Origin of the sequence: Bacillus cereus group sp. BfR-BA-01356 (assembly GCF_022663635.1) — a bacterium.
Taxonomy (GTDB): domain Bacteria; phylum Bacillota; class Bacilli; order Bacillales; family Bacillaceae_G; genus Bacillus_A; species Bacillus_A cereus.
In genome coordinates this window covers 15482-41000 of the sequence record NZ_JAKUFX010000021.1, presented here as the reverse complement: position 1 = coordinate 41000, position 25519 = coordinate 15482, and the positions used below count along the sequence as shown (strand labels likewise).

The window sequence follows — 25519 nt, the reverse complement described above, 5'->3', positions numbered from 1 at the left end:
CTATGATGAAATAGTAGAGGGGATCGATTATAGTTGTTAATGTTTATGTTGTTCTTCTGTGGAAGAGGTGGGCGGGATATGCTCTGGGAACGTTACAAATATAGTCAGGATAATTACTACACCAATTGACAGTAATAATGGAAAACGTCGCTGAATAACAGCAGAAAAACTTTCTGATAAAAACTGAATCATACATGACATAGTTATTGTTATAGTAAGTAAAAGGCTAATGAACAATATACTATGAGCTTGTTGAGCATTTAACATTTCTGTAATCATTGCTCCCATCATACTTGCCATTAATCCAGAAAACATTCCTTCTAAAGCAGTATATAGGTGAAAACGTAGACCCACTAAAAAACCGATAAAACCACTAATTAAAATAGCAAGTAAAGTAGAATATAGTAATTCCCCCTTAAAGAGAATGCCTAAATAAAAACCAATACTTAAACCGATACTCATACTAAAAGACATAATAAATACCATATACTCCATTAGGGTACCCTTACGTTTAGAAATATTGGATGTAATAAGAATTGAGGTACAGCAAAGTGTTAAGGTAGTTAACGTATAAGCAAACATTATGATACCTCCTTGTCCTACCGTTCATTTCATCATATGTGTACTTATGATAATTTATATCTGCATATTATCTGCACAATTTCATAGATGTAGGCAAAGAGACGTTTGATTTTGTTGGGGGTCCTTTTTAAAAAGAATTATGTAAAAAATGAAATTTATACTTTTGTAATTATTAAATTGACCTAAAGTTATTTTACAATTTTATCTTGTTTTTGGAAAAAAATGCGCTAAAATGAAAGTAAGTAAACACTAACTAACATAATTGTTTTACAATACTAATAAGGAGGGATAAAAAACTAAAATGACAAAAATATCAGCAAAAGAAAGAATATTAGAAGCAGCAATTTCCTTGTTTGGTGAGAAAGGGTATAGTTCGACGACAACCCGTGAAATTGCAGAAAAAGCAAAAGTAAGTGAAGTAACTATTTTTAGACATTTTGGTAACAAGGAGAAGTTATTTAAAGAGGGTATTATTTTGAAAACTACACCTGTTGCAATACTAGCTGATTTAACAACCAAACTAACTGGAGATGTAGAACATGACCTAAATTTATTAGGGAATATTTATATGGAAATTAATATACCGAAGGTTAGTCAAATTTGGGCTGTTCTTATTGAAGCTAGACAAAATGAAGAAATGAAAGGGTTATTTAATGAAATTAATATGCGCTTGATAGATCACTTAGTTACCTATTTAAATAAATTACATGGTAAAGGTGAAATCCCATTGAAGGATTTTAAATTGATTTCTGCTATGTTTTATGGTCAATTATTTACCTACTTAATCAATATGGTGGCAATTGGAAATGATGAGATGAACAATGTTACAAGTGAGCATTTTGTTGCTACCTGCGCATCGATGTACAATAACTATCTTAAAGAGTCAAAGTAAAGTGTAAAGGAGGGGTGAGATGGGAGGAATAAATTTATTTTGTTTCCCATTTGCGGGAGGATCATCAACCTATTATATGCGATGGCAGAAGTATTTGCACCCTGGGATTGATTTGAAAATAATAGAGTTATCTGGTAGAGGAAATAGAATCACTGAACCGTTATATGAAGAATTTGAAGAGTTAATTGATGATGTATATATGAAAATTAGAAATCAGCTACTAGAAAAACCATATGCCTTATTTGGGCATAGTATGGGAAGTTTAATTACATATGAGTTAACAAGAGTTATACAGCAGAAAGATAATAATCTTCCTGTACATCTCTTTTGTTCAGGAAGAAATTCACCTAATAAAAAATCTATAACTTCTATGCACAAATTACCCGATGAGGAATTTAAAAATGAGGTTCTTCTTTTGGGAGGAACACCTAAAGAAGTGTTGGCTTGCGAAGAATTAATGGAGATTTTTATGCCGATTTTGAAATCAGATTTTAAAATTGTTGAAAATTATGAACATAGATTTATATATGGAAATGAAAAAGTCAGAGTTCCTATGACTATTCTTAATGGTATTCAAGACCAGTTAATTGATATTAAAGAATTAGAGGAATGGAGAGAATTTTCTACTGAACAATGTTCTTTTCATTTGTTTAATGATGACCACTTTTTTATAAATAAGCATGTTGGGGACATTACCAAAATTATAAATAACACATTAATTGATGAAAAAAATTATCATCAATTAAAAATAATCTAGGGGTAATCGAATGAAAACATTAATAGAGATGCTAGAATCTAAGAGAGAGATTAAGAATAAAGGTATTACCATAATAATGAATAGTAATACAGAAAAATTTATATCGTTTGAAAATTTATACAAAAAGTCAAAAGGCGTTTTATATAATTTACAAAAAAAAGGTTTAAAGCCCCAGGATGAAGTGATTTTTCAAATAGATGATAATGAACAATTTATGTACTTGTTTTGGGCATGTATTTTAGGAGGGATGATTCCTGTACCTATTACCGTAGGGAACAATGATTTGCATAAAATGAAAGTAGTAAATGTATGGGGGAACCTTTCGAATCCTTATATTGTAACTGATAAAAACACACACCAAAAGTTAAGTTTATTTTTACGAAATTCCGATATAAAAAATAAAGAAAAAATGATTGGTGAAAGGGTTATCTTTATAGAAGAATTAATAAATATAGTGAAGGAGGGGGTAATTTATTCTTCTAAGCAACAAGATATTGCTTTTATACAGTTTTCTTCGGGTTCTACAGGGGCGCCTAAAGGAGTTATTCTTACTCACCATAACTTACTTACAAACATTAGAGATATTGTTAAAAGAATAGAAGTTGGTGAATTGGATTCAATGTTAAGTTGGATGCCTTTGACCCATGATATGGGATTAATTTGTTGCCATCTTATGCCTATATTTAAGGGGATTAACCAAGTGAATATGAATCCATGGCTGTTTATTCGCAACCCGATTTTATGGTTAAAGAAGGCAAATGAATATAGAACTACAATATTAAGCTCACCAAACTTTGGGTATCATTATTTCTTAAAATATTTTAAAGAAAAATATGCAGAGAATTGGGATCTTTCATGTATACGATTAATTTTAAATGGCGCTGAGCCTATTGCTATTAATACAGTTAATGAATTTTTGAAACGTATGACACCATATGATTTAAAAACCACATCTATGTATCCAGTATATGGAATGGCGGAAGCTACTGTCGGTATTTCGGGCCCAACAATAGATAAAGAAATCAATCCAATCTATTTACAACGTCAAAATTTAAATTTTGGTAAAAAAGTAAAAGAAGTGGGTAGTGAAAGTGAAGATGCAGCTCCATTTGTTGCAGTAGGATTTCCTGTAGATTCTTGTCAGGTTAGAATTTGTGATAATAAAAATAATGTTATGGAAGATATGTATATTGGTAATATTCAAATTAGAGGGGATAATGTAACGCAGGGATATTATAACAATATAGAAGCAACAAATGAAACAATAACTAGTGATGGTTGGTTAAAAACAGGGGATTTGGGTTTTATGATGAATGGTGAAATCGTCATTACTGGTAGAGCTAAGGAAATAATAATTATAAATGGACAGAACATATATCCACATGATATTGAAAGAATGATTGAATCACTACCTTCTATGGAATTAGGAAAAGTTGTAGCTTGTGGAGTGTTTAATGAACAAAAACATACAGATGAATTAATTCTATTTATTTTGTATAAAGGAAAGATAAGAAGTTTTATTCCATTACTTCACCAAGCAAAACAAATTATACAAGAAATGTTTGCGATACCTGTAAAAAATATTATTCCCATAAAAAAAATACCTAAGACGACTAGTGGGAAAGTAAGAAGACTCTTTTTGGCACAATGTTATCGTGAAGGGATGTACACTTTATTATTGGAAGAAATTAAAAAAGAGCAAAATGGGTTGGAATTGATAGATAATATACAAGTTGAGTCTATTGATTATGTTGAAAGAAAAATGCAATCATTGTGGGAAAAGGTTTTCGATAAAACTATTTTAAGACCTACAGATAATTTTTTTGAAATAGGTGGAGATTCTTTAAAGGCCAATTTATTAAATAGTATGATAGAAGAATCATTTAATCTATATATCCCTATAAACAAACTATTCGAGGCTCCTACAATTATTGGGATGTCGAAGGTAATAAAGTTAAGTATGGGTGATGTGATTTCTCAAAAGGGAATAACAGTTAACAAGGGAGCAAAAAAATATGAAGCTTCATTTGCTCAAAAACAGATTTATATGCATAGTCAGTTGTATGACAACAAACTTTTATATAATTTACCGCATGGAATCTTTATAGAAGGAAAGATAAATTATGATAAGTTTCAACAAGTGTGCGAAAAATTAATAGCAAGACATGTTTCATTAAGAACATCATTTTTATGGGAAAATCAAAATCTGTTTCAAATAATTAATGACAAGTTAGATTTAGATGTAGAATATTGTGAAATCAAAGAGACTGAAGTAGATAATTTAATCGCGGACTTTGTTCAAGAGTTCGATTTAAAATGTGCGCCATTAATGCGTATAAAATTGATTAAAATTAATACCAAAAAGTATTTAATACTTTTTGATATTCATCATATGATTGCTGACGGAACAGCAATAAAAAATCTAATTACAGAAGGAATACAGCTATATAAAGGAAATAAATTAAAGAAAGATATTCTGCAATACTATGATTATTTAGAATGGAGAAACTCACCTGAAGAGAAAAAGAAAACACATTCACAATTAAATTTTTGGAAAGAAGAGTTTTTAAATTCGGTTCCCAAATTGAATTTACCTACTGATTTTAATCGGAGTCCTGTAAAAAAAATAACAGGTGAAAAAGTTGATTTATTTCTTACTGAGGAGATGACAAATCAGATAAGAATGTTTTCAAGAGCACAACAAGTAACACCATTTATGTTTTTTCTTGCAGCGTATAATGTATTACTATCGAAATACTCACATCAAAAAGATATTGTTATTGGTGTGCCCGTAGATGGTAGGAAACAACCAGATTTATTTTCAGTAGTAGGAATGTTTGTAAATAGTCTTCCATTAAGGAATTATCCTAATGGAAATAAGCAATTTGATGAGTTTTTAAATGAAGTTAAAGAAAAAAATATAAAAATGTATGGGAATTCAGATTATCCATTTGAGAAGTTAGTAGAACAGCTCGATATAAATAGAGATCCATCAAGAATGCCTCTGTTTGATGTGATGATAAATTATTTAACTCTAGAAAATGAATTGATGGATAACCTAGATGTTAGTTGTAATTTATATGATATAAACAAAAATATTTCTATGTTTGATTTAAATCTAATAATTAATGAAAAAAGAAAAGAATACAGGCTTACTATGGAATATAGTACGGATTTGTATAAAAAAGAAACAGTAAAACTTATGCTAGGAAGATTAGTTAATATTATAGAACAAATTATAGAGAATCCGAAGTTAAAGCTTGAAGAAATTGAACTTTTAACTAGATTAGAGAGAATGAGAATAGTAGAGAACTTTAATAAATCAAAAAAACATATCGTGGCAGATTTTAATTTTTAATAAAAGGAGAATTAATATGCAAGAAAAAAATATTTATTTTTGGTCTCCTATAATGCATTGGGAAAAGAGTGGAAATCGTATTATCATAAATGAATATAATGCACCTACAGTTGCAGTTGAGGTTTTTCCTGAATTTTATTTTTGTACTCAGAATGGAATTGAAATCAACGAACTAATTGATAGATTTTCTAATATAGATGAAAAAGAAATACAAGAATTGATTATGTTTTTAATTGAAAAAAAAGTTTTAATTAAATCCATTTTAAATCCAAAAGATTTGTTTGAATCTCAGACTAAATTATTTCAAAAATACGATGAGAATCTTATGTTTGATAAAGAAAAACTGGATGTTTATACAAACGGACAGTTAAATCGTATGTTTAAAGGTTGTAAAAAAACGAAAATAGAACTACTTAAGCCAAATGACACAGTTCTATCCATGTTTGAAAGGAGATCACAGCGCGTTTTTGACGAGACTACCAAGATATCTCAAGATGTTTTTTCAAACTTATTCGGAGTTCTTCAGCAAATTAAAAACAAAAAAGAAGTTAAGTATGCATATGGTAGTGCGGGAGGATTATACCCAATTGATATATTTATCTATATTAAGAAAAATAGAATTGATGGGGTTAGAAGAGGGTTGTATTATTACCATCCTGTCAGCCATAGTATATATCTTGTTGATGATATGGCTTTAATTACTAAAGATGTACATTTCTATAATAATAAAAATATATTTGAGTCTTCAGCATTTTCTATTTTCATGATATATAATTCTGAATCTTCTATGGCAAAGTACGGTGGGAATGCTTATTCATATGCTTTAATTGAAGCAGGAATTATTACGGCAACACTAACATCTGTGGCTGAGCATCAAGGTATAGGTTTATGTTCAATAGGAGATTTACACTTTGATAAGGTTAAAAAATATTTTAAGTTACAAGGGAATCAAGTGTTACTACATGTTATTGAAGGTGGATTAAAATTAGAGCAATAGAATTTAGGAAATAGGAGAATGTAAACATGAGCCTTGAAACTGTAAACAAAAATATAGATATAGACGAATTAAAAGAAGTTGAAGAGTATTGGGTTACTACGTTAAATGAAATACAACAATGTAAAATTCCAGCTGACAATCATTCGGAAAAATTAGATTTAGGTATTGAAAAAATTCATATTAAAAGCAATGTAGCTAACCTGCTTTTTGAGATGTGCCAAAGTCAAAACTTATCAATATATGTATTTATGCAAACTGTATTAAAAGTTTTAATGTATAAAATAAGTGGGCAAAGAAAAATTACAATAGGAACACCTATGTATCAAAGTGTTGATGAAAATTCACAAAAAATAAATAAACTATTGCCGCTTTACAATATTGTAGACCAAAATCTTAAGTTTAAAGATTTACTTTTAAATGTGAAGAATACTACATTGGATGTATATAATAAGCAATACTATCCTTTGGGAGATATTAGCAAGTCATTAGATTCTAATGAAAAGTTTAATGTTAATTTACTTTTTGAAACAATACATTCTATATCTTATGTGGGTGAGTATCTTTCTAATCAGCCGAGTACATTAAACTTTATTTGTATAAAAGACAAGGATAGTTTTTGGGTTGAATTATTTTATAATAAAATGTCATATAATAAAAGAACAATTTGCAGAATGTTGGAATTTTATCAAAATATATTAGAACAAGTTTTAAATAATATGAATTGTAAATGTTCTAATATCGAATTAGTATCTACTAAAGAGAAGCAAGAAATTGTTGAAGGTTTTAATAGTAAAAACATGCAGTATCAGGTATTAGAAAATAATATATCTGAACTTTTTGAAAATAACGTTAAAATTTATCGTGATATGGTTGCTATCCAGTTTAATGGTGAACAGCTCACATATCAAGAATTGAATGATAAAGTAAATCAGTTAGCAAATTACTTACAGAAGCAAGGTTTGAAAAAGGATATGGTTGTAGGAATCATGTTAGAGCGATCGTTAGATCTAGTAGCCACAATTTTAGCAGTTTTAAAATTAGGATCCACGTATTTGCCAATTGATTTAATAAATCCGGTTAACAGAATAAACTATATGTTAGAAGATAGTGATGCGTCTTTTGTAATTACTAGTAAATTTGCACTAAAAGGTATAAAGCTTAGTACAAATACCATTGTTTTAGATCGAGAAAAATTAGGTTCTGAATCTACAAACTTTAAAAATAGACATGCAGAGGATCTAGGACAAGGGCCAGCTTACATTATTTACACATCAGGTTCAACTGGAAAACCTAAAGGAGTAAGCGTCGAACATAAAGCAGTATGTAACTTCATTGATGGGATGGCTAGGAATATACCATTGAGAGAGAATATGTCAATTTTAGCGTTAACAAGTATTTCTTTTGATATATTTTTTGTCGAAACAATATTTGCTCTAGTAAATGGAATCAGAGTTGTTATAGCAAAGGAAAAACAATGTAGCAATCCTTTAGCTATAAAAGAATTAATCTTCAATCACAAGATAGATATCTTACAGATGACACCTTCTAGATTAAGATTATTACTTGATAATGAGGAATATTCTAAGTGTCTAAAAAGGGTTTCTATTCTTCTTGTAGGAGGAGAAGTATTTTCTTCAAAATTATTAAATGAGGTTAAAACTATAACAGATTCAAGAATTTTTAATTTATACGGTCCTACTGAAACAACAATCTGGTCCACAATTAAAGAACTTACTAATGAAACACACGTAACTATAGGAAAACCGCTTCCACATTATAAATGTTACATATTAAATAAAGAGAAAAATGTACAACCAGTAGGAGAAATTGGAGAATTATATATTTCTGGGGAATGTTTAGCTAAAGGGTATATAAATCTTTCTGAAATGACAAATGAAAAGTTCATTTCAAATCCTTTTGTTTTAGAAGAACGGATGTACAAAACAGGAGATTTAGCTAGATGGCTTCCAAATGGTGAAATAGAATATATTGGTCGAAACGATTCTCAAGTGAAAATTAATGGGTATCGCTTAGAGCTGGAGGAAATAGAGAAACAATATTTAAAATTTGGAGATGTAACAGATGTAGTTGTACTCAAATGGGGAAATAAGGATGGTTCAAGTTATCTTTGTGCATATATTCAAGGGAAAGAAAAAATTTCAATTGAACAGTTGCAAGGTTTTATATCAAGAAATTTACCAAGTTATATGGTACCTAAGGCGGTAATACAATTAGATCAAATGCCACTAACTATTAATGGGAAATTGGATAAGAAGGCACTACCTAATCCTGCCTTAGTTGTACAAAAAGAGTATATAGAACCAAGAGATGATAAAGAAAGAATAATAGCGGAAATATGGGGAAAAGTTTTGGGCTTTGAAAAGATAGGTATTGAAGAAGATTTCTTTATGCTCGGTGGAAACTCTTTAAAAGCTATTCAAATTGTAAACTGTCTAGAGAATGAGTACTCCTTAGGTACTACAGTAAGTACTTTGTTTGAAAATAGAACAATTTCTAGATTAGCTGAATCAATTCAAGAGAAAAAGAATAATAATGAATTAATATCTGCCTATCCAGACCCTTTAAATTTACATAAACCCTTTCCGCTAACTGCTGTACAATCAGCATATCTTTTAGGAAGAGATGATCAATTTGAGTTAGGCGGCGTTTCTACCCATGGTTACTATGAGATAGAAACAACTTTAGATATAACAAAGTTTAATGATAGTTTGCAAAAAGTAATTGAACGCCATCCGATGTTAAGAGCAATCATTTTGCCTACTGGAGAACAACAAATACTTATAGATGTTCCTAAATACAAAATCGAAATAGAAAACATCCAACATCTAGATGCAGTAGAACAAGAACTGATAATTAAAGAAGAACGGGAACGAATGTCCCATTTTATTTTCAAGTCGGACACATGGCCTCTATTTGAATATAAGGCATTCAAAATATCAGATAATAGACATATACTTTGTATTAGTTTTGACGCAATAATAGCAGATGGTATCAGTATGCAAATTGTAGGATCTGAAATAATGGAATTTTATAAAAACCCTAATATACAATTGCCACAAGTAGAGATTTCTTTTAGAGATTATATGTTAAGTTATCAAAAACAAAAGAATACAGATGAATATATGGATGATAGGGAATATTGGTTACAAAAATTAAAGGATTTCCCACCAGCTCCATCGTTACCTTTGTTACAAAATCCAAAATTGTTAACAAAGCCACGTTTTAATAGATTACAATTTAATTTGAATAAAAAGGAATGGGACTCCTTAAAGAATATTGCGAAATCCATGAACATTACTCCGTCAGTATTATTGTGTACAACGTATGCAAAAGTATTAAGTATCTGGAGTAATGTGGAGAGATTTGCATTGAATTTAACAGTATTTAATCGTCTTCCAGTCCATCCAATGATAGAACATGTTGTGGGGGACTTTACTTCGCTATTATTAATGGATATTGAATTGCAAGGGGAAGAAGCATTTAGTGAAAGTGCTCAACGTATTCAAAGATCTTTAATTCAAGCGTTAGATCATAAAAACTATGATGGTGTGGAATTTATTAGGGAATATAGCAAATTGCATGAATTAGGTACAGAAGTGGCTATGCCAATTGTATTTACTAGTATGTTAACAGAAAATAATAAATTTAGTTGGGAAAATTTTGGAGAGGTAAAAATAAGCTCTTTTCAAACTTCTCAAGTATATTTGGATTATCAAGTTATGGAGATAAAGGGAGATTTACAGATTACATGGGATTATGTAGAGGACTTATTTGATGAACAGGTTATTGGATCGATGTTTTCTCAATACATCGATATGTTACATCATTTAGTGGAATCGAAAGATTTAATTCAATTAACTCTTCCTAAGGTTGATGAAAATATAGTTAAGCAGTATAACCAAACCGAGAAAGAAACTGAAAAAACAACATTACACAATTTATTTGTTAGACAAGCACAGAAAACACCAGATTATACAGCGGTTATTATGGAAGAAGAGAGCTTGACATATGAAGAATTACATGAAAAATCTAATCAAGTCGCAAGATATTTACAAGAAAAAGGAGTAGGAAAAGGTTCACTAGTTGGGGTGCTTGCACAACGTTGCCCAGATACGATTGTAAATATTTTAGGGATTTTAAAAACAGGAGCAGCATATGTGCCAGTAGATCCAGAATATCCACAAGAACGTATTGACTACATCTTAAATAATAGCCAATGTGATTTATTATTGACACCGGATGTGTATTCAAAAGAGGGTTTACATTCTTGTTCTATAGAAGATGTGGAGAATGAAAATAGTCCAGATGATATAGCTTACATTATTTACACTTCTGGAAGCACAGGGAAGCCTAAAGGGGTAATAATTACTCATGAATCAGCAGTTAATACCATTTTAGATATGAATCAAAAATTCCAAGTAAATGAAGATGATCGTTTTATTGGTCTCTCATCTATTTGTTTTGATTTATCTGTATATGACATTTTTGGTGCTTTGAGTAGTGGAGCTTCAATTGTTCAGATTAAGGATCAAAGGGATATTCAAGAAGTCATAGAAACAATTGACAAGTATGGTATTACCATTTGGAATTCGGTTCCGGCTATTATGGATTTAACAATTGAATTTATAGAATCTATGAAAGAATATCAAGGTAACGAATTACGTCTTGTATTGTTAAGTGGGGATTGGATTCCGTTGACATTACCAGAGAAAATTCGGAAATATTTTGGAAAAGCGCAAATTAATTCATTAGGAGGGGCCACTGAAGCTTCAATATGGTCTATTTATTATCCAATTAATGAAATAAACCCTGAGTGGAAAAGCATTCCATACGGAATGCCATTAGCGAATCAAAAATTTTATGTTTTAAATTATGCAGGACAGGTTTGTCCAGTAGAGGTCGAAGGAGAACTCTATATTGGAGGAATAGGCCTAGCACAAGGATATAAAAATGATGATACAAAAACAAAAAATGCATTTATAGAACATCCTACATTGGGCCGTTTGTATAAAACAGGGGACCATGGAGTGTTAAGAAAAGAAGGATATATTGAATTTTTAGGTCGAAAAGATCAACAAATTAAGATAAGAGGATACCGAGTAGAATTAGGTGAAGTGTCTAATCAATTATTAGAGCATAAGAATGTTCAACAAGCAGTAGTAATAGATCAAGTAGATTCAAACGGGAAAAAATTCCTATGTGCGTATATTGTTGTAGATGATGAAAAAGTCATGGAAACTATTCGAGAATATCTAGTACAAAAGTTGCCAGAATATATGATTCCGCAATATTTTGTAAAATTAGAGCAATTGCCACTGACTCCGAATGGAAAGATCGATCGTAAAGTGTTGCCAGAACCTAAGTTGATAGAAGATGATAAGAGTTTAAATATCGAGTATCCAAATACAGAGGTAGAGAAAAAAATCGGTAGTATATGGGAAGGTGTATTAGGTATATCCCCTATTGATATACACAGTGATTTTCTAAAATTAGGCGGTAATTCTATTGCTATGATACAAGTGGTGAATTCCATAAATAAAGAATTTAAAATAAACGTGGGAATTAAAAAGTTTATTGAATTGAGAACGATTTTTAAACTTTCAAAAGAAATTGAATCCTGCAAACAAGAAGAAATAATACATGAAGAACATGATAGTAAGACAGCAGACTGGGAAAATTTATATAATCCTTTTCCATTAACAGAAGTACAAACAGCCTATTGGCTAGGAAGAGAGAATACGTTTGAAATGGGAGGGGTGTCTACACATAGTTATGTAGAAATAGAGACACCAGTTAATATAGAAAGGTTGAATAAAGCTTTACAAGAAATGATTCAACGACATCCAATGTTAAGAGGTATAATTTTACCATCTGGAGAACAAAAAATACTAGAAACTGTTCCAGATTATCTCATAAAGGTAGTTGATTTATCTTATCTTGACGATAAATCAAGACAAGAGGAAATTATTAAGGAACGAAATAAAATGTCACATCATGTTTTTGATAGTAGTCAATGGCCTTTATTTGAATTCCGTGCATTAAAAATAGCAGAGAATCTACATATTCTTTGTGTTAGCTTTGATTTATTGATAATGGATGGAGCCAGTATGATTCATATCTTTTCCAAAGAATTGTTAGAACTGTATTTGAATCCAAATAAGAAGCTTCCTAAATTAGAATTTACGTTTAGAGACTACATTACAGAACATATAAAGTTTAAAAATACAAAAAAATATAGTACGGATAAAGCCTATTGGTTGTCTAAATTGAAGGGTTTTCCTTTTGCACCGGAACTACCAATGAAACAGGAACCAAATTTAATAAAAAATCCAAAGTTTAAAAGATTGGAATATAAAATATCTCGAAATATTTGGAGTAAACTCAAAAAGATTGCACAAAGTTATAGCATAACGCCTTTAGTTTTATTGTGTACGTCTTATGCAGAAATACTTGCAAAATGGAGTAATCAGCCTAAATTAGCTATTAATACAACATTATTTAACAGGGAGCCTTTTCATGAACATGTTAATAGAATTATAGGTGATTTCACAATGATTTCCTTGCTAGATGTTGATTTTAGTCAGGGGGAACTTTCTTTTGCTAATCGTGCACAACAGTTGCAAGAGGTATTAATAGAAGCTTTAGAGCATAAATCGTATGATGGTATAGACTTTGTAAGGGAATTCTCAAATTTTCATAACTTAAATGGAAAAGCAGTGATGCCAATTGTATTTACTAGTATGCTATTTCCAGAAAAAGAAGAGGTAGATTGGACAGACTTAGGAGAAGTTAAATTGGGAGTCAGTCAAACTTCTCAAGTATATTTGGATTATCAAGTTATGGAGATAAAGGGAGATTTACAGATTACATGGGATTATGTAGAGGACTTATTTGATGAACAAGTGATTGGATCGATGTTTTCTCAATACATCGAAATGTTACATCATTTAGTGGAATCGAAAGATTTAGCTCAATTAACTCTTCCTAGGATTGATGAAAATATAGTTAAGCAGTATAACCAAACCGAGAAAGAAACTGAAAAAACAACATTACACAATTTATTTGCTAGACAAGCACAGAAAACACCAGATTATACAGCGGTTATCATGGAAGAAGAGAGCTTGACATACCAAGAATTAAATGAAAAATCTAATCAAGTCGCAAGGTATTTACAAGAAAAAAGAGTAGGAAAGGGTTCACTAGTTGGGGTGCTTGCACAACGTTGCCCAGATACGATTGTAAATATTTTAGGGATTTTAAAAACAGGAGCGGCATATGTACCAGTAGATCCAGAATATCCACAAGAACGTATTGACTACATCTTAAATAATAGCCAATGTGATTTATTATTGACACCGGATGTGTATTCAAAAGAGGGTCTACATTCTTGTTCTATAGAAGATGTGGAAAATGAAAGTAGTCCAAATGATACAGCTTACATTATTTACACTTCTGGAAGCACAGGGAAGCCTAAAGGGGTAATAATTACTCATGAATCAGCAGTTAATACCATTTTAGATATGAATCAAAAATTCCAAGTAAATGAAGATGATCGTTTTATTGGTCTCTCATCTATTTGTTTTGATTTATCCGTATATGACATTTTTGGTGCTTTGAGTAGTGGAGCTTCAATTGTTCAGATTAAGGATCAAAGGGATATTCAAGAAGTCATAGAAACAATCGACAAGTATGATATTACAATTTGGAATTCGGTTCCAGCTATTATGGATTTAACAATTGAATTTATAGAATCTATGAAAGAATATCAAGATAACGAATTACGTCTTGTATTGTTAAGTGGGGATTGGATTCCGTTGACATTACCAGAGAAAATTTGGAAATATTTTGGGGAAGCACAAATTAATTCATTAGGAGGAGCCACAGAAGCTTCAATATGGTCTATTTATTATCCGATTAATGAAATAAACCCTGAGTGGAAGAGCATTCCATACGGAATGCCATTAGCAAATCAAAAATTTTATGTTTTAAATTATGCAGGACAGGTTTGTCCAGTAGAGGTAGAAGGAGAACTCTATATTGGAGGAATAGGCCTAGCACAAGGATATAAAAATGATGATATAAAAACAAAAAATGCATTTATAGAACATCCTACATTTGGGCGCTTGTATAAAACAGGGGACTATGGAGTGTTAAGAAAAGAAGGATATATTGAATTTTTAGGTCGAAAAGATCAACAAATTAAGATTAGAGGATACCGAGTGGAATTAGGTGAAGTGTCTAATCAACTATTAGAGCATAAGAATGTTCAACAAGCAGTAGTAATAGATCAAGTAGATTCAAACGGGGAAAAATTCTTATGTGCGTATATTGTTGTAGATGATGAGAAAGTCATGGAAACTATTCGAGAGTATCTAGCACAAAAGTTGCCAGAATATATGATTCCGCAATATTTTGTAAAATTAGAGCAATTGCCACTGACTCCGAATGGAAAGATCGATCGTAAGGTGTTACTTGCTTTGGAAATAAGAAAAAATAAATTGGAAGAAAAAGCCCCTAAGTTGTTAACACGAACAGAAAATATAATTAAACAGTTAATCGGTGAGGTATTACATGTTGAGGATATTAACTTAAATAAAAGCTTTTTTGAACTGGGAGGATCATCTATACATCTAATTCAAATGCATAGGAAGCTAGAACAATTATATCCTGGGAAATGTAAAATAACAGATATGTTTATTCATAACACCGTATCAAAGTTAGCAAAGTTTATTGATAAAAATGATATTGAGATATCGAAAGCTCAAAATATTTATATTGCTGAAGGACAAATTACAGCATTATTAACACAAAAAATTAGAAGCATTGCTCATAAAGAAAAAGTACAGTTAGAAGATTTATTAATAGCTTTCTCAACGTATTTGTTTACAAAAATAACAAATAAGATGAATATGAAAGTTCAAACGTTATTGGATAGTGAAAATGTAAAAACTATTACTTTAGATATGAACAATTTACATGATTTCAATACTATGTTTAAAGAAATTTATAAGCAGCGTAAGCAAATTATAAACGTAAAGACAACCAATAATAAACATTTGGAAAGTAACAATTTTGATTACCTTATGTATAATCAAACATTCTTGAAGGGGAAAATTGAATCTTTAGCACTGTCTAATACTAGTATAGAAATTAAGGAATTAAATAATATAGTTCATTTTACAATTAAATCTAATAAGGAAAGAATAGCGATGCACACATTACAGGAACTATCTAATATGTTTATCAAGCTAATAGAAATGATAATAAGTAAATATTCCATTAAGGGGTAGGTTTTATGGAAAAGATTGCAATGTTATTTCCGGGACAGGGTTCTCAATATGTTGGAATGGGGAAAGCTCTTTGTGAAGAGTTTTCCCTTGCTAAAATGGTATTTGAAGAAGCGTCAGACGTTTTACACATGGATTTGAAGAAAATATGTTTTTCAGGAGATTCTAAGGTATTAACAAGTACTGAGAATGCACAACCTGCTATTCTAACAACAAGTGTAGCTATGTTTCGTGTATATTTACAGGAGTTTGGTGTTTTTCCTGATTATGTCGCTGGCCATAGTTTAGGCGAGTTTTCAGCATTAACTTGTATGCAAGCAATTTCATTTTCTGATGCTCTAAAATTAGTTAGAACAAGGGGACAGTTAATGAAAGCGGCCAGTGATATGCATACTGGGATGATGTTAGCTATAAATAACTCTGATAAGAATATTGTAAAGGAAGTTTTAGAGAAGTTAAATGAACAAGGTAATCTAGTAAGTATTGCTTGTTATAATTCCCCGACTCAAACAGTTATTTCAGGTGATACGCAGGCCATTCATCAAGTGGAGAGCTTTTTGAAACGAAAAAAAGTTAGTACAAGCTTATTGAATGTTAGTGCCCCTTTTCATTCAAGTTTAATGGAATCAGTAGCCAAAAGTTTTACAAAACATTTAGATAATAATAAATATCATTCATTTAAAGGGAAAATTATTTCAAATACTACAGCTTTGCCCTATGTTAGCATAGAAGAAATGAAAAGGAACCTAACACTTCAAATCACTAAAGCAGTTAAATGGAGTCAAACAATAGGATACCTAAAAAATCAAGGAGTAACGGTAGCAATTGAAATAGGTCCTAAAGGTGTATTAACTAATTTGTCTAAAGGACATGTTCAAGAAATGGAATTTTTTTCTTATGATAAAGGGACGGATAAAAAGCTATTATTTGACAGATTGAATGTTGCTCCACGACCTAAATATTCATTGATAACTAGATGCTTAGGAATGATGGTAGCAACAAAAAACTATAATATGGATACTTCTGAATATATGTCAGAGGTTATTAATTCAATCAGGATATTACGCAATATTCAAGAGGATCTTGAATTAAATGATAAAAAACCATCTATAGAACAAATGCATTATGCATTAAAACTTCTTAAAACAGTATTTGATACAAAAAGAGTTCCTTTTCAGGAACAACAAAAACGTTTTGAAAAATTATATGAAGAAACTGGAGTGAAATACTCTTTTTAATTTGAATTTTCAATGAAGTTTTTAAGGATGGAGGAGAATCATGCTAGATTTTAAGGATATAAAATTTGAAGATCTCATGGACAATAGTTCGAAAAATAAAGAGTTAGATAAAAGTGATAATGATATTGCGATAATTGGCATGGCGGGTATATTTCCATTAGCTGATAATGTTGAAAGTTTTTGGGAGAATATACGTTTAGGTACAGATTGTGTTCATTCTATTCCAAATTTGAGAAAAGAACATGCGGATAAATATTTACATCATGTAAATATATTGAATACAAATGAATATAGATACAAAAAAATGGGTTATATTGATCGGATAGATAATTTTGATTACAAATTTTTTAATTTATCACCTAAAGAAGCAAGTTTAATGGACCCGAAACAAAGATTATTTCTTCAAGTTGCGTATCAAGCTATTGAGCATGCTGGTTATGGAGGGAAAAGGCTGAATGGCACAGAGACAGGAGTATTTGTAGGGCATAGTGAACTAGGCGGAATAAACTATAGAGAAATGATTCAAAATATTGAACCAGATTCATATATGACAGGATTTATTGGGAATTTACCATCGATTATTCCAAGTAGAATATCTTATCTCTTAGACTTAAAAGGGCCAAGCATGTTAATTGATACGTCTTGTTCATCATCACTTACCTCATTATATTTAGCATGTCAGGCTATTAGAAATGGAGATTGTAAACAAGCCATTGTTGGTACTACGCATATTAATTTATTGCCATTTGAAATAGAACAAAAGTTAGGCATTGAGGCTTCGGATTATAGAACGAGATCATTTGACGATGGGGCGGAAGGGACTGGATCTGGAGAGGGAGTTATAGCCATTCTAATAAAGCCTTTACATTGTGCGATAGAAGATGGTGATCATATAGAAGCTGTTATTAAGGGAGGGGCAATTAACCAAGATGGAAATTCAATTGCTTTGACAGCACCAAATGTAGAAGCTCAAGAAAAGGTAATTTGTCAAGCGTGGGAAAATGCTGGAGTATCTCCCGAAGATATTACGTATATAGAAGCACATGCTACAGGGACGTCTCTAGGTGATCCAATTGAAATAGCTGGTTTAGAAAAAGCGTTTGAAAGGTTTACTGAGCGAAAGCAATTTTGTGCAATCGGTTCTGTAAAGTCTAATTTAGGACATTTAGAGGCAGCGGCTGGATTGGCTGGAGTTGTAAAGAGTGTCATGGCCATGAAAATGAAGGAGTTGCCACCTTCAATCCATTTTTACCGTCCTAATCGTAAAATAGAATTTGAGTCATCTCCTGTATTTGTGAATGATTTGTTACTACCCTGGGAAAATGGAGGGAAAGCTAGGGTTTGTGGTGTAAGTTCATTTGGAATGAGTGGAACTAATTGCCATATTGTCTTGTCAGAATGGAATAATGAGAATTCTGTAAATAACCATCAATATAATAACATGTTTCATTTATTAACTATCTCAGCAAAAAGTGAAAAAGCAGTGAAAGAATTAATAAAAAAATACCAAAAATTATTAAATGAAAACCAGTATGACCTTAGAGATTTATGTTATACAGCAAATACTGGAAGAGGGCATTATAATTACCGTCTTGCTATCATATTCCAAAGTGAGGAAGAACTTAAGACAAAATTAAATTTGCTAGTTACTGAAGAAAATTTAAAAAATCAAAAAAAACAAGGGGTTTTTTGGGGGGAATACTCACTAATAAATAGAAGGACAGATGAAAACATAAAAGTTTTAAGTGAGTTAAACATAAAAAAGTCAAGCCAAGAAGCGTTAAGATATATAAATCAAATAGAAAATCCTTATTACGTAAAAGGAAATGAATTGCAAAATATATGTGAATACTACATTGAAGGAGCAGATATTGATTGGGGTTTTCTGTATAAAGGTGAATTGCGGAAAAAAGTAATTTTACCTGTATATGTATTTGACAAATACCCATGCTGGTTAAGTATCCCAGAAAAAAATGACAGTAAAGAGTTTAGTTTGAATATTTCTCATTTACTAAAAGACTCTAAGGTGCCTGCTGATTTAAAAAAAGAAATAGAAAATTTAACAATGAAATGGGATAGTTATATATCAATTAATAACAGTGTTGAGGATATATTAAGTGAAATAAAAATAGTTGGAAAAGATAAACAAAATTATTCTAAAAATGAATTACTTGTAGCAAAGGTATGGGCAGAAGAATTAGGATTAAAGACTATTCATATAATTGATAACTTCTTTGAACTAGGTGGTGATTCAATAATAGCTTTAAAAGTTATCAATAAATTGAATAGATATTTATCTTTAGAGTGGAAAGTTACTGATTTATTAAAATACCCAATTTTTAAAGATTTAATAAGGCATATAGATAAAGACGCTAGTGAAAAAGTTACTAAATTAAAAAATGACATTGAGTTAAGTAAAGTAATGGATTACTACCCCATTTCATCTGCCCAAAAAAGAATATATATAATGGAACAATTTACAAGTGGAACAACAACGTATAATATGCCACAAGCTTTTATACTAGAGGGGAATTTAAATTTAGAAAAAGTAAAACAATCCTTTCTCGATCTAATGGAAAAACAAGAGTCATTAAGAACTTCATTTCAGTTAATTAATGGCCAACCTGTACAAAAAATCCATGCTTCACTGCCATTTGAAGTTGAAGAAATAAGAATTAAAGAAAATATAAATACAACTATTCGGAATTTTATTAGACCATTTAATTTACAAGAACCACCATTATTTCGAGTAGGTATTGGTGAAATAGAAGAAAATAAATATTTATTATTACTAGACATTCATCATATCATTGCAGATGGAACTTCTATGGCGATTTTTACAAATGAATTTATAAAAGCATATTCGGGACAAGAGATTTATAAACCAAATAGACAATATAAGGACTTTACAAATTGGAAAGAAAATATGGTAAATAGTCATGAATATCAAAAACAAGAGGAATTTTATAAAAGAATTTTCTCAGGAGAGATACCAATTCTAAATTTACCGACTGATTTTTCACGGTCTGATAGGCTAACATATAGTGGAGAAAAATTTATTTGCTATTCTTCAAAAGAATTAGAAAGTAAGTTGAGAAAGTTAGCATTAACAGCCGAAACAACTTTATTTACTGTTTTGTTATCAGCTTATTATCTTTTAATGTATAAATATACTCTTCAAAAGGATATTGTAGTTGGCACGTTAATAAATGGTCGCCCACATTATTATTTAGAAAATGTTATAGGGATGTTTGTTGACACAATTCCTATAAGAACTAGCATACAAACAAATCAAAGCTTTTTTGACTTTATGAGAAACACAAAGAAAAATGTTATGGAGTTCTTTGATAATTCGAATTATCCATTCGAAAAAATAGTTGAAAATATAAAAGTAAAACGTGAAGCAGCAAGAAATCCTTTATTTGATACAATGTTTGTACTTCAAAATATGGAGAAACCTAATTTTGATTTTGAGGGTGTTTCTTTGGAAAAGTATCCATTTGAAAATACTACTTCTATGTTTGATATTACGTTGTTTGCTTCTGAACAAGCTCAGGGTATAGAATTTACATTTGAATTTAGTACTCAACTGTTTAAAAGAGAAACAATTAAAATGATGAGTGAACATTATTTGAAGATCTTAGATGATATTACTTCAAACCCTGAAATACAGATTAATGATATTTTGAGAGAAAAGCCTACGCAAATTAATTTAAATGTAGAAAATATAGAGTTTCAATTTTGAATTCATTAGAAAGGTGAATGAAAATGGGTAAAGCAACGAATGATCCGTATGTAACAAATCAAATTTTTGAGAATCAAAAAGGTTATTGGAAAGAAAAACTAAAAGGAGAAGTTGCTATGAGCAGCTTCCCAACAGATAAGTCACGTGTTTTATTAAAAGAATATAAAAAAGAAATTGTAAAATTAAAATTTCCTGATGAATTGGTAAGAGATGTTTTTCGGATAAGTAAAAATTCTGAGTTAGGAACCTATATTTTATTACTATCAGGAATCATGTATTTAGTATATAAATATACTGATAATGAAGATGTTGTTATTGGAACTCCTATAATTAATATGGGAGGGGATGAGAAGACAATAAATCAGTTACTTACTTTAAGAAAGAAAATTAATAGTCAAATAAGCTTTCGAGATTGGATAAATGAAGTTAAAGGAGTTGTAGTGGAAGCATTACAAAATCAAGAAATTCCTTACCAAACGATTTTACAAGAGAATAAAATCTTATTAGAAGATGAAAAAATGCCCTTGTTCCCAATAGTTACATTACTAGAAGAAATACAAGATATAAATTACATAAAGCCGATATTTGCGGATATTGCATTTATATTTAATTTAAACGACGGCATTGAAATAAAAGTTGAATTTAATGAAAACGTATATTTTAGAGAAACAATAGAGGCGATGCTACGTACACTAATATTGTATTATGAGGAGACAACAACAAATCCAGATGTTCTACTAAAAAATATAAATGCTACATCTGAATATGATTCTAACAAAATTTTATTTGAATTTAATTCCAATATAGAGGCGATTAATCAAGAATTTAATGAACCAATTCATGTCTTAATAGAAAAACAAGCAAAATTAACACCGAATAAAATAGCTTTAAATTTTGAAGAAACAGTACTAACTTTTGAGGAGCTTAATAAATGTGCTAATCGTTTAGCTCAGTATTTAATTAGCGAGTATACCATAGATTCAAATGAGTGTGTAGGTATCTTACTTGAGAGATCACATTATACCATTATAGCAATGTTAGGGGTTTTAAAAGCAGGCGCTTCTTATGTACCTATTGATCCGACTTTACCTACAAATAGAATTAAAAATATTATAGATAATACTGCAATAAAAGTTATTATTTCGAAATCTAATTATGTTCAGCTGCTAAATAAACTTCAGTGGGAATGTTTCGAATTTAAAGCTTATGTATGTTTGGATAGTAATAACATTGAAGAAGTGGAAGATACACATAATAATGAATTAATGGATCCGAAATTATGGAATCATATTGGAGCTAGTACAAATAATAGAATAGGTATGGGTGGTTGGATAAATAGTTATACAGGAGAAGAATTTAGTAGGGAGGAGATGGAAGAGTATTCAAATAACGTTTTGAGAAAATTGACTCCTTATTTACATGAAAATATTCGTGTATTGGAAATAGGTTGTGCATCTGGTATTACAATGTACAAGATAGCGCCATATTGTAAATTATATTATGGTACTGATATGTCAAATGTGACTATTGAAAAAAATAAAAACTACATTAAAAAACAGGGTATTGAAAATATTAAATTAGAATGTTTAGCAGCTCATGAAATTGGGCAAATTAAGCAGAAATTTGATGTGATTATTATTAATAGTACAGTTCAATATTTTCCAGGTCATAATTACTTGAAAAAGGTTATAAATATTGCCACAGATATGTTGGATCAGAAAGGTGTTATATTTCTTGGTGATATAATGGATCAGGATAAAAAATCTGAAATGATTGAATCACTTGTTCATTTTTCTAAAAGTAACCCAAATTATAGAACCAAAGTTGATTTTTCATCAGAGTTATTTCTAGCAAAATCTTGGTTTAATGATTTGCAAATAAAAAGCCATATAATTCATTCATTAAATATATCGGGAAAAAATTGCAAAATTGAAAATGAGCTGACAAAGTATCGCTATGATGTGATTTTAGAAGTAAATAAACTCATAGTAAAAGAGTCTAATGAATCTAATCTGTTGAAAAAACAGCATGATTATAAGAAGTTATTAGAGTATAGTTCTGAAAATCTTGATTTACAGATACAAGAGAATCAAATAGCGTATGTTATTTTCACATCGGGATCAACTGGAAAGCCTAAAGGAGTACAAATACAACATCAGGCACTTACTAACTTTGTAGAAGCTATGAGGAATATATTAAATGAAAAACAAACTACTGTAATGTTAGCATTAACAGGTATATCATTTGATATATTTATTTTAGAATCTTTATATTCATTAGCGGTAGGATTAAAAGTTATAATTGCAAATGAGAAGCAACATATGAATATTAAAGAAATAAATAAATTAATTATGGATAATCAAGTTGATATAATACAATTGACACCTTCAAGATTAAAATTATTAATTGAGGATGCAAGCGGTCTTGAAAAATTAAAAGTAATTATAGTAGGCGGAGAATCTTTTCCAAAAGAATTACTAAAACAGGTTCAGCAGCATACAACAGCTGATATTTATAATGCATACGGTCCTACAGAAGCTACAGTGTGGGCTACATATAAAAAAGTTACTAAAGATACTGAAATAACGATCGGAACCCCTCTTATGAATTATCAGTGCTTTATTGTTAATCCAAATGATTACTTAAAGTTACAACCTATTGGTGGGGTTGGAGAATTAGTTATAGCTGGTAAAGGCTTGTCAAAAGGGTATCTAAACAATCATAAATTAAACAAAGAACAATTTGTTAATAATCCTTTTAGTGAAGAATCCTTAATGTATAAAACTGGAGATTTAGCTCGCTATCTTCCAACAGGAGACATTCAATTTCTAGGAAGAAAAGATAATCAAGTTAAGTTAAATGGATATAGAATAGAGCTAGAAGAAATTGAATCTATATTAAAAAATTATTATTGTATCGAAGAAGCTAAAGTGATAGTGAAACAAGATGAAAAAGCGACTTTATATGCCTTTTTGGTTATAAAAGAGGAAAAAGAGTTTAGTGGTTCAGAATTACGTAAGTATTTGTTAGGAATATTACCGAAATATATGGTCCCATCAAACTTTATATGTATAGATAAAATACCATTAAATGCAAATGGGAAAACTGATCGAAATGCATTATTACAAATACTTCAAAAAAGAGAAAAGAATAAAAGAGTTGAACCAAGTAGTGAAAGAGAAAAACTACTTGCAGACTTATGGGGGAAAGTATTAAATACTGAGTTTATTAGTATTTATGACAATTTCTTCGAACTTGGTGGTAATTCTATAAAAGCGATAGAGATAATTTCTGAGTTGGTAGATTTATTCGAGGTATCTATTAATGACGTATATGCATTTCCTACAATTTTTGAGTTTGCAAAGAATATGACTTATAAGCAAAATTATTTAAAAAACAAACTAGATAAAATAACACAAGACATAGGTTTAATAAATCATAACGATATTGAAGCATTAGAGGAATATAAAGATATCTATACTAATGATGTTAAGCGCTATTCTAATGAAGTTCTTTTGTCACAAAAGAATTATAACAATATATTTTTAACAGGAGGAACAGGGTACCTAGGAATTCATTTAGTTAATGAAATATTAAACAGAACAGAATCAACTATATATCTATTAGTCAATTCAATTTCAGTAGAAGCTGCTAAAGAAAAATTAAATAAAAGATTTCTTTATTACTTTAATGAAGAAAATCTATTAAAGAAATATCAATCCAGAATCAATATTATCTTAGGAGATATTACCCAAAATAAATTTGGTATGGAATGTAAGGAATATGAGAAACTGTCTTATAAAATAGATTGTGTTCTTCATAGTGCGGCAAAAATAAAACATTATGGGAACTGGGAAGATTTCCATAATGTTAATATCGAAGGAACAAAAAATGTATTGAAGTTTGCAAAGACAGGTTTAAAAAAAGATTTTAACTATATATCTACACTTAGTATAGCAAGTGGTGGTGATTATGTCATATTTAGTGAATATGACAAAAAGGGAAATCATATGATTGAAAACTACTATTTAAGAAGTAAAGTACTAGCAGAAGAAGCTGTACTAGTTGCAAGGGATTCTGGACTGAATTGTAATATATATCGTTTGAATTCTTTATTTATGAATTATTGCTCCAAAAAAATGCCTTATAATTTTAGAGAAGAAGGCTTCTATATGGTAATAAAGGCAATGAATAATTTAGGAATCTATCCTTTTTTAATAAATCCAGTACTAGATTTATCAGGGGTAAATCAGGTAGCAGAAGCCATAGTAACCCTTTTTAATAAAGAGTGTCTTCAAAATGAGATTTTTCATGTTTTTAACCCTAATAAGATTAGTTGGAATGATATGGGGATTGTTGCTCAATCTTTGGGTATAGCGGTTGATGTTGTTAATTTTGATGATTTTGTTCAATATTTATCTAATCACCTTGAAGACCCAATGAAAAGACAATCTGTAATTCAAGTTTTATTAAATTCATTTTTATTTAGAAATACTAAGGAATCAAATTTTCTAAGAGTGTGTGACAGAACAAATTTAATGTTAGAGCGTTTAGGGTTTAAATGGTTATCAAATCATAATGAATATATAGAAAAATTTTATAATCAATTAGATTAAATAAAATAAATATAGGTTGTTGGTGA

Annotated in this window: 9 protein-coding genes; 8 read left to right on the top strand and 1 reads right to left on the bottom strand. The window is 30.1% G+C overall.

Annotation, left to right across the window (positions count from 1 at the left end; translation table 11 throughout):
• Nucleotides 1-36: 36 nt before the first annotated feature.
• Complete coding sequence (locus MR168_RS10265; RefSeq protein WP_025710121.1) at nt 37-582, bottom strand: hypothetical protein; 546 nt, start codon at nt 580-582, stop codon at nt 37-39.
• A gap of 301 nt (nt 583-883) precedes the next feature.
• On the opposite strand from MR168_RS10265, the gene MR168_RS10260 reads away from it, so the two are divergent.
• Genes MR168_RS10260 through MR168_RS10225 form a run of 8 tightly spaced genes read left to right on the top strand, consistent with a single transcriptional unit; the run spans nt 884 to nt 25493 of the window.
• Entirely contained in the window at nt 884-1474 is a 591-nt protein-coding gene (locus MR168_RS10260) for a TetR/AcrR family transcriptional regulator (protein WP_016122308.1), read from the top strand.
• 19 nt (nt 1475-1493) lie between these two features.
• Nucleotides 1494-2231, top strand: coding sequence for a thioesterase II family protein (locus tag MR168_RS10255; RefSeq protein ID WP_016122309.1), 738 nt, complete (start codon nt 1494-1496; stop codon nt 2229-2231).
• A gap of 10 nt (nt 2232-2241) precedes the next feature.
• The gene (locus MR168_RS10250; protein ID WP_242291252.1) at nt 2242-5589 is read left to right on the top strand and encodes a condensation domain-containing protein; all 3348 of its coding nucleotides are present in this window, start codon (nt 2242-2244) and stop codon (nt 5587-5589) included.
• 16 nt (nt 5590-5605) lie between these two features.
• On the top strand, nt 5606-6586 hold the full coding sequence (locus MR168_RS10245; RefSeq protein WP_016122311.1) for a SagB/ThcOx family dehydrogenase: 981 nt from the start codon (nt 5606-5608) through the stop codon (nt 6584-6586).
• A gap of 26 nt (nt 6587-6612) precedes the next feature.
• Nucleotides 6613-15897, top strand: a complete 9285-nt coding sequence (locus tag MR168_RS10240) for a non-ribosomal peptide synthetase (protein WP_242291251.1) — start codon at nt 6613-6615, stop codon at nt 15895-15897.
• Between the two features lie 5 nt (nt 15898-15902).
• Nucleotides 15903-17132, top strand: a complete 1230-nt coding sequence (fabD, locus tag MR168_RS10235; protein ID WP_086412481.1) for an ACP S-malonyltransferase — start codon at nt 15903-15905, stop codon at nt 17130-17132.
• 40 nt (nt 17133-17172) lie between these two features.
• Entirely contained in the window at nt 17173-20877 is a 3705-nt protein-coding gene (locus MR168_RS10230; RefSeq protein ID WP_086412482.1) for a condensation domain-containing protein, read from the top strand.
• A 23-nt stretch (nt 20878-20900) separates the two neighbouring features.
• A complete protein-coding gene (locus tag MR168_RS10225) occupies nt 20901-25493 on the top strand; it encodes an AMP-binding protein (RefSeq protein WP_242291250.1) in 4593 nt (1530 codons plus the stop codon).
• The last annotated feature ends 26 nt before the right edge of the window (nt 25494-25519 follow it).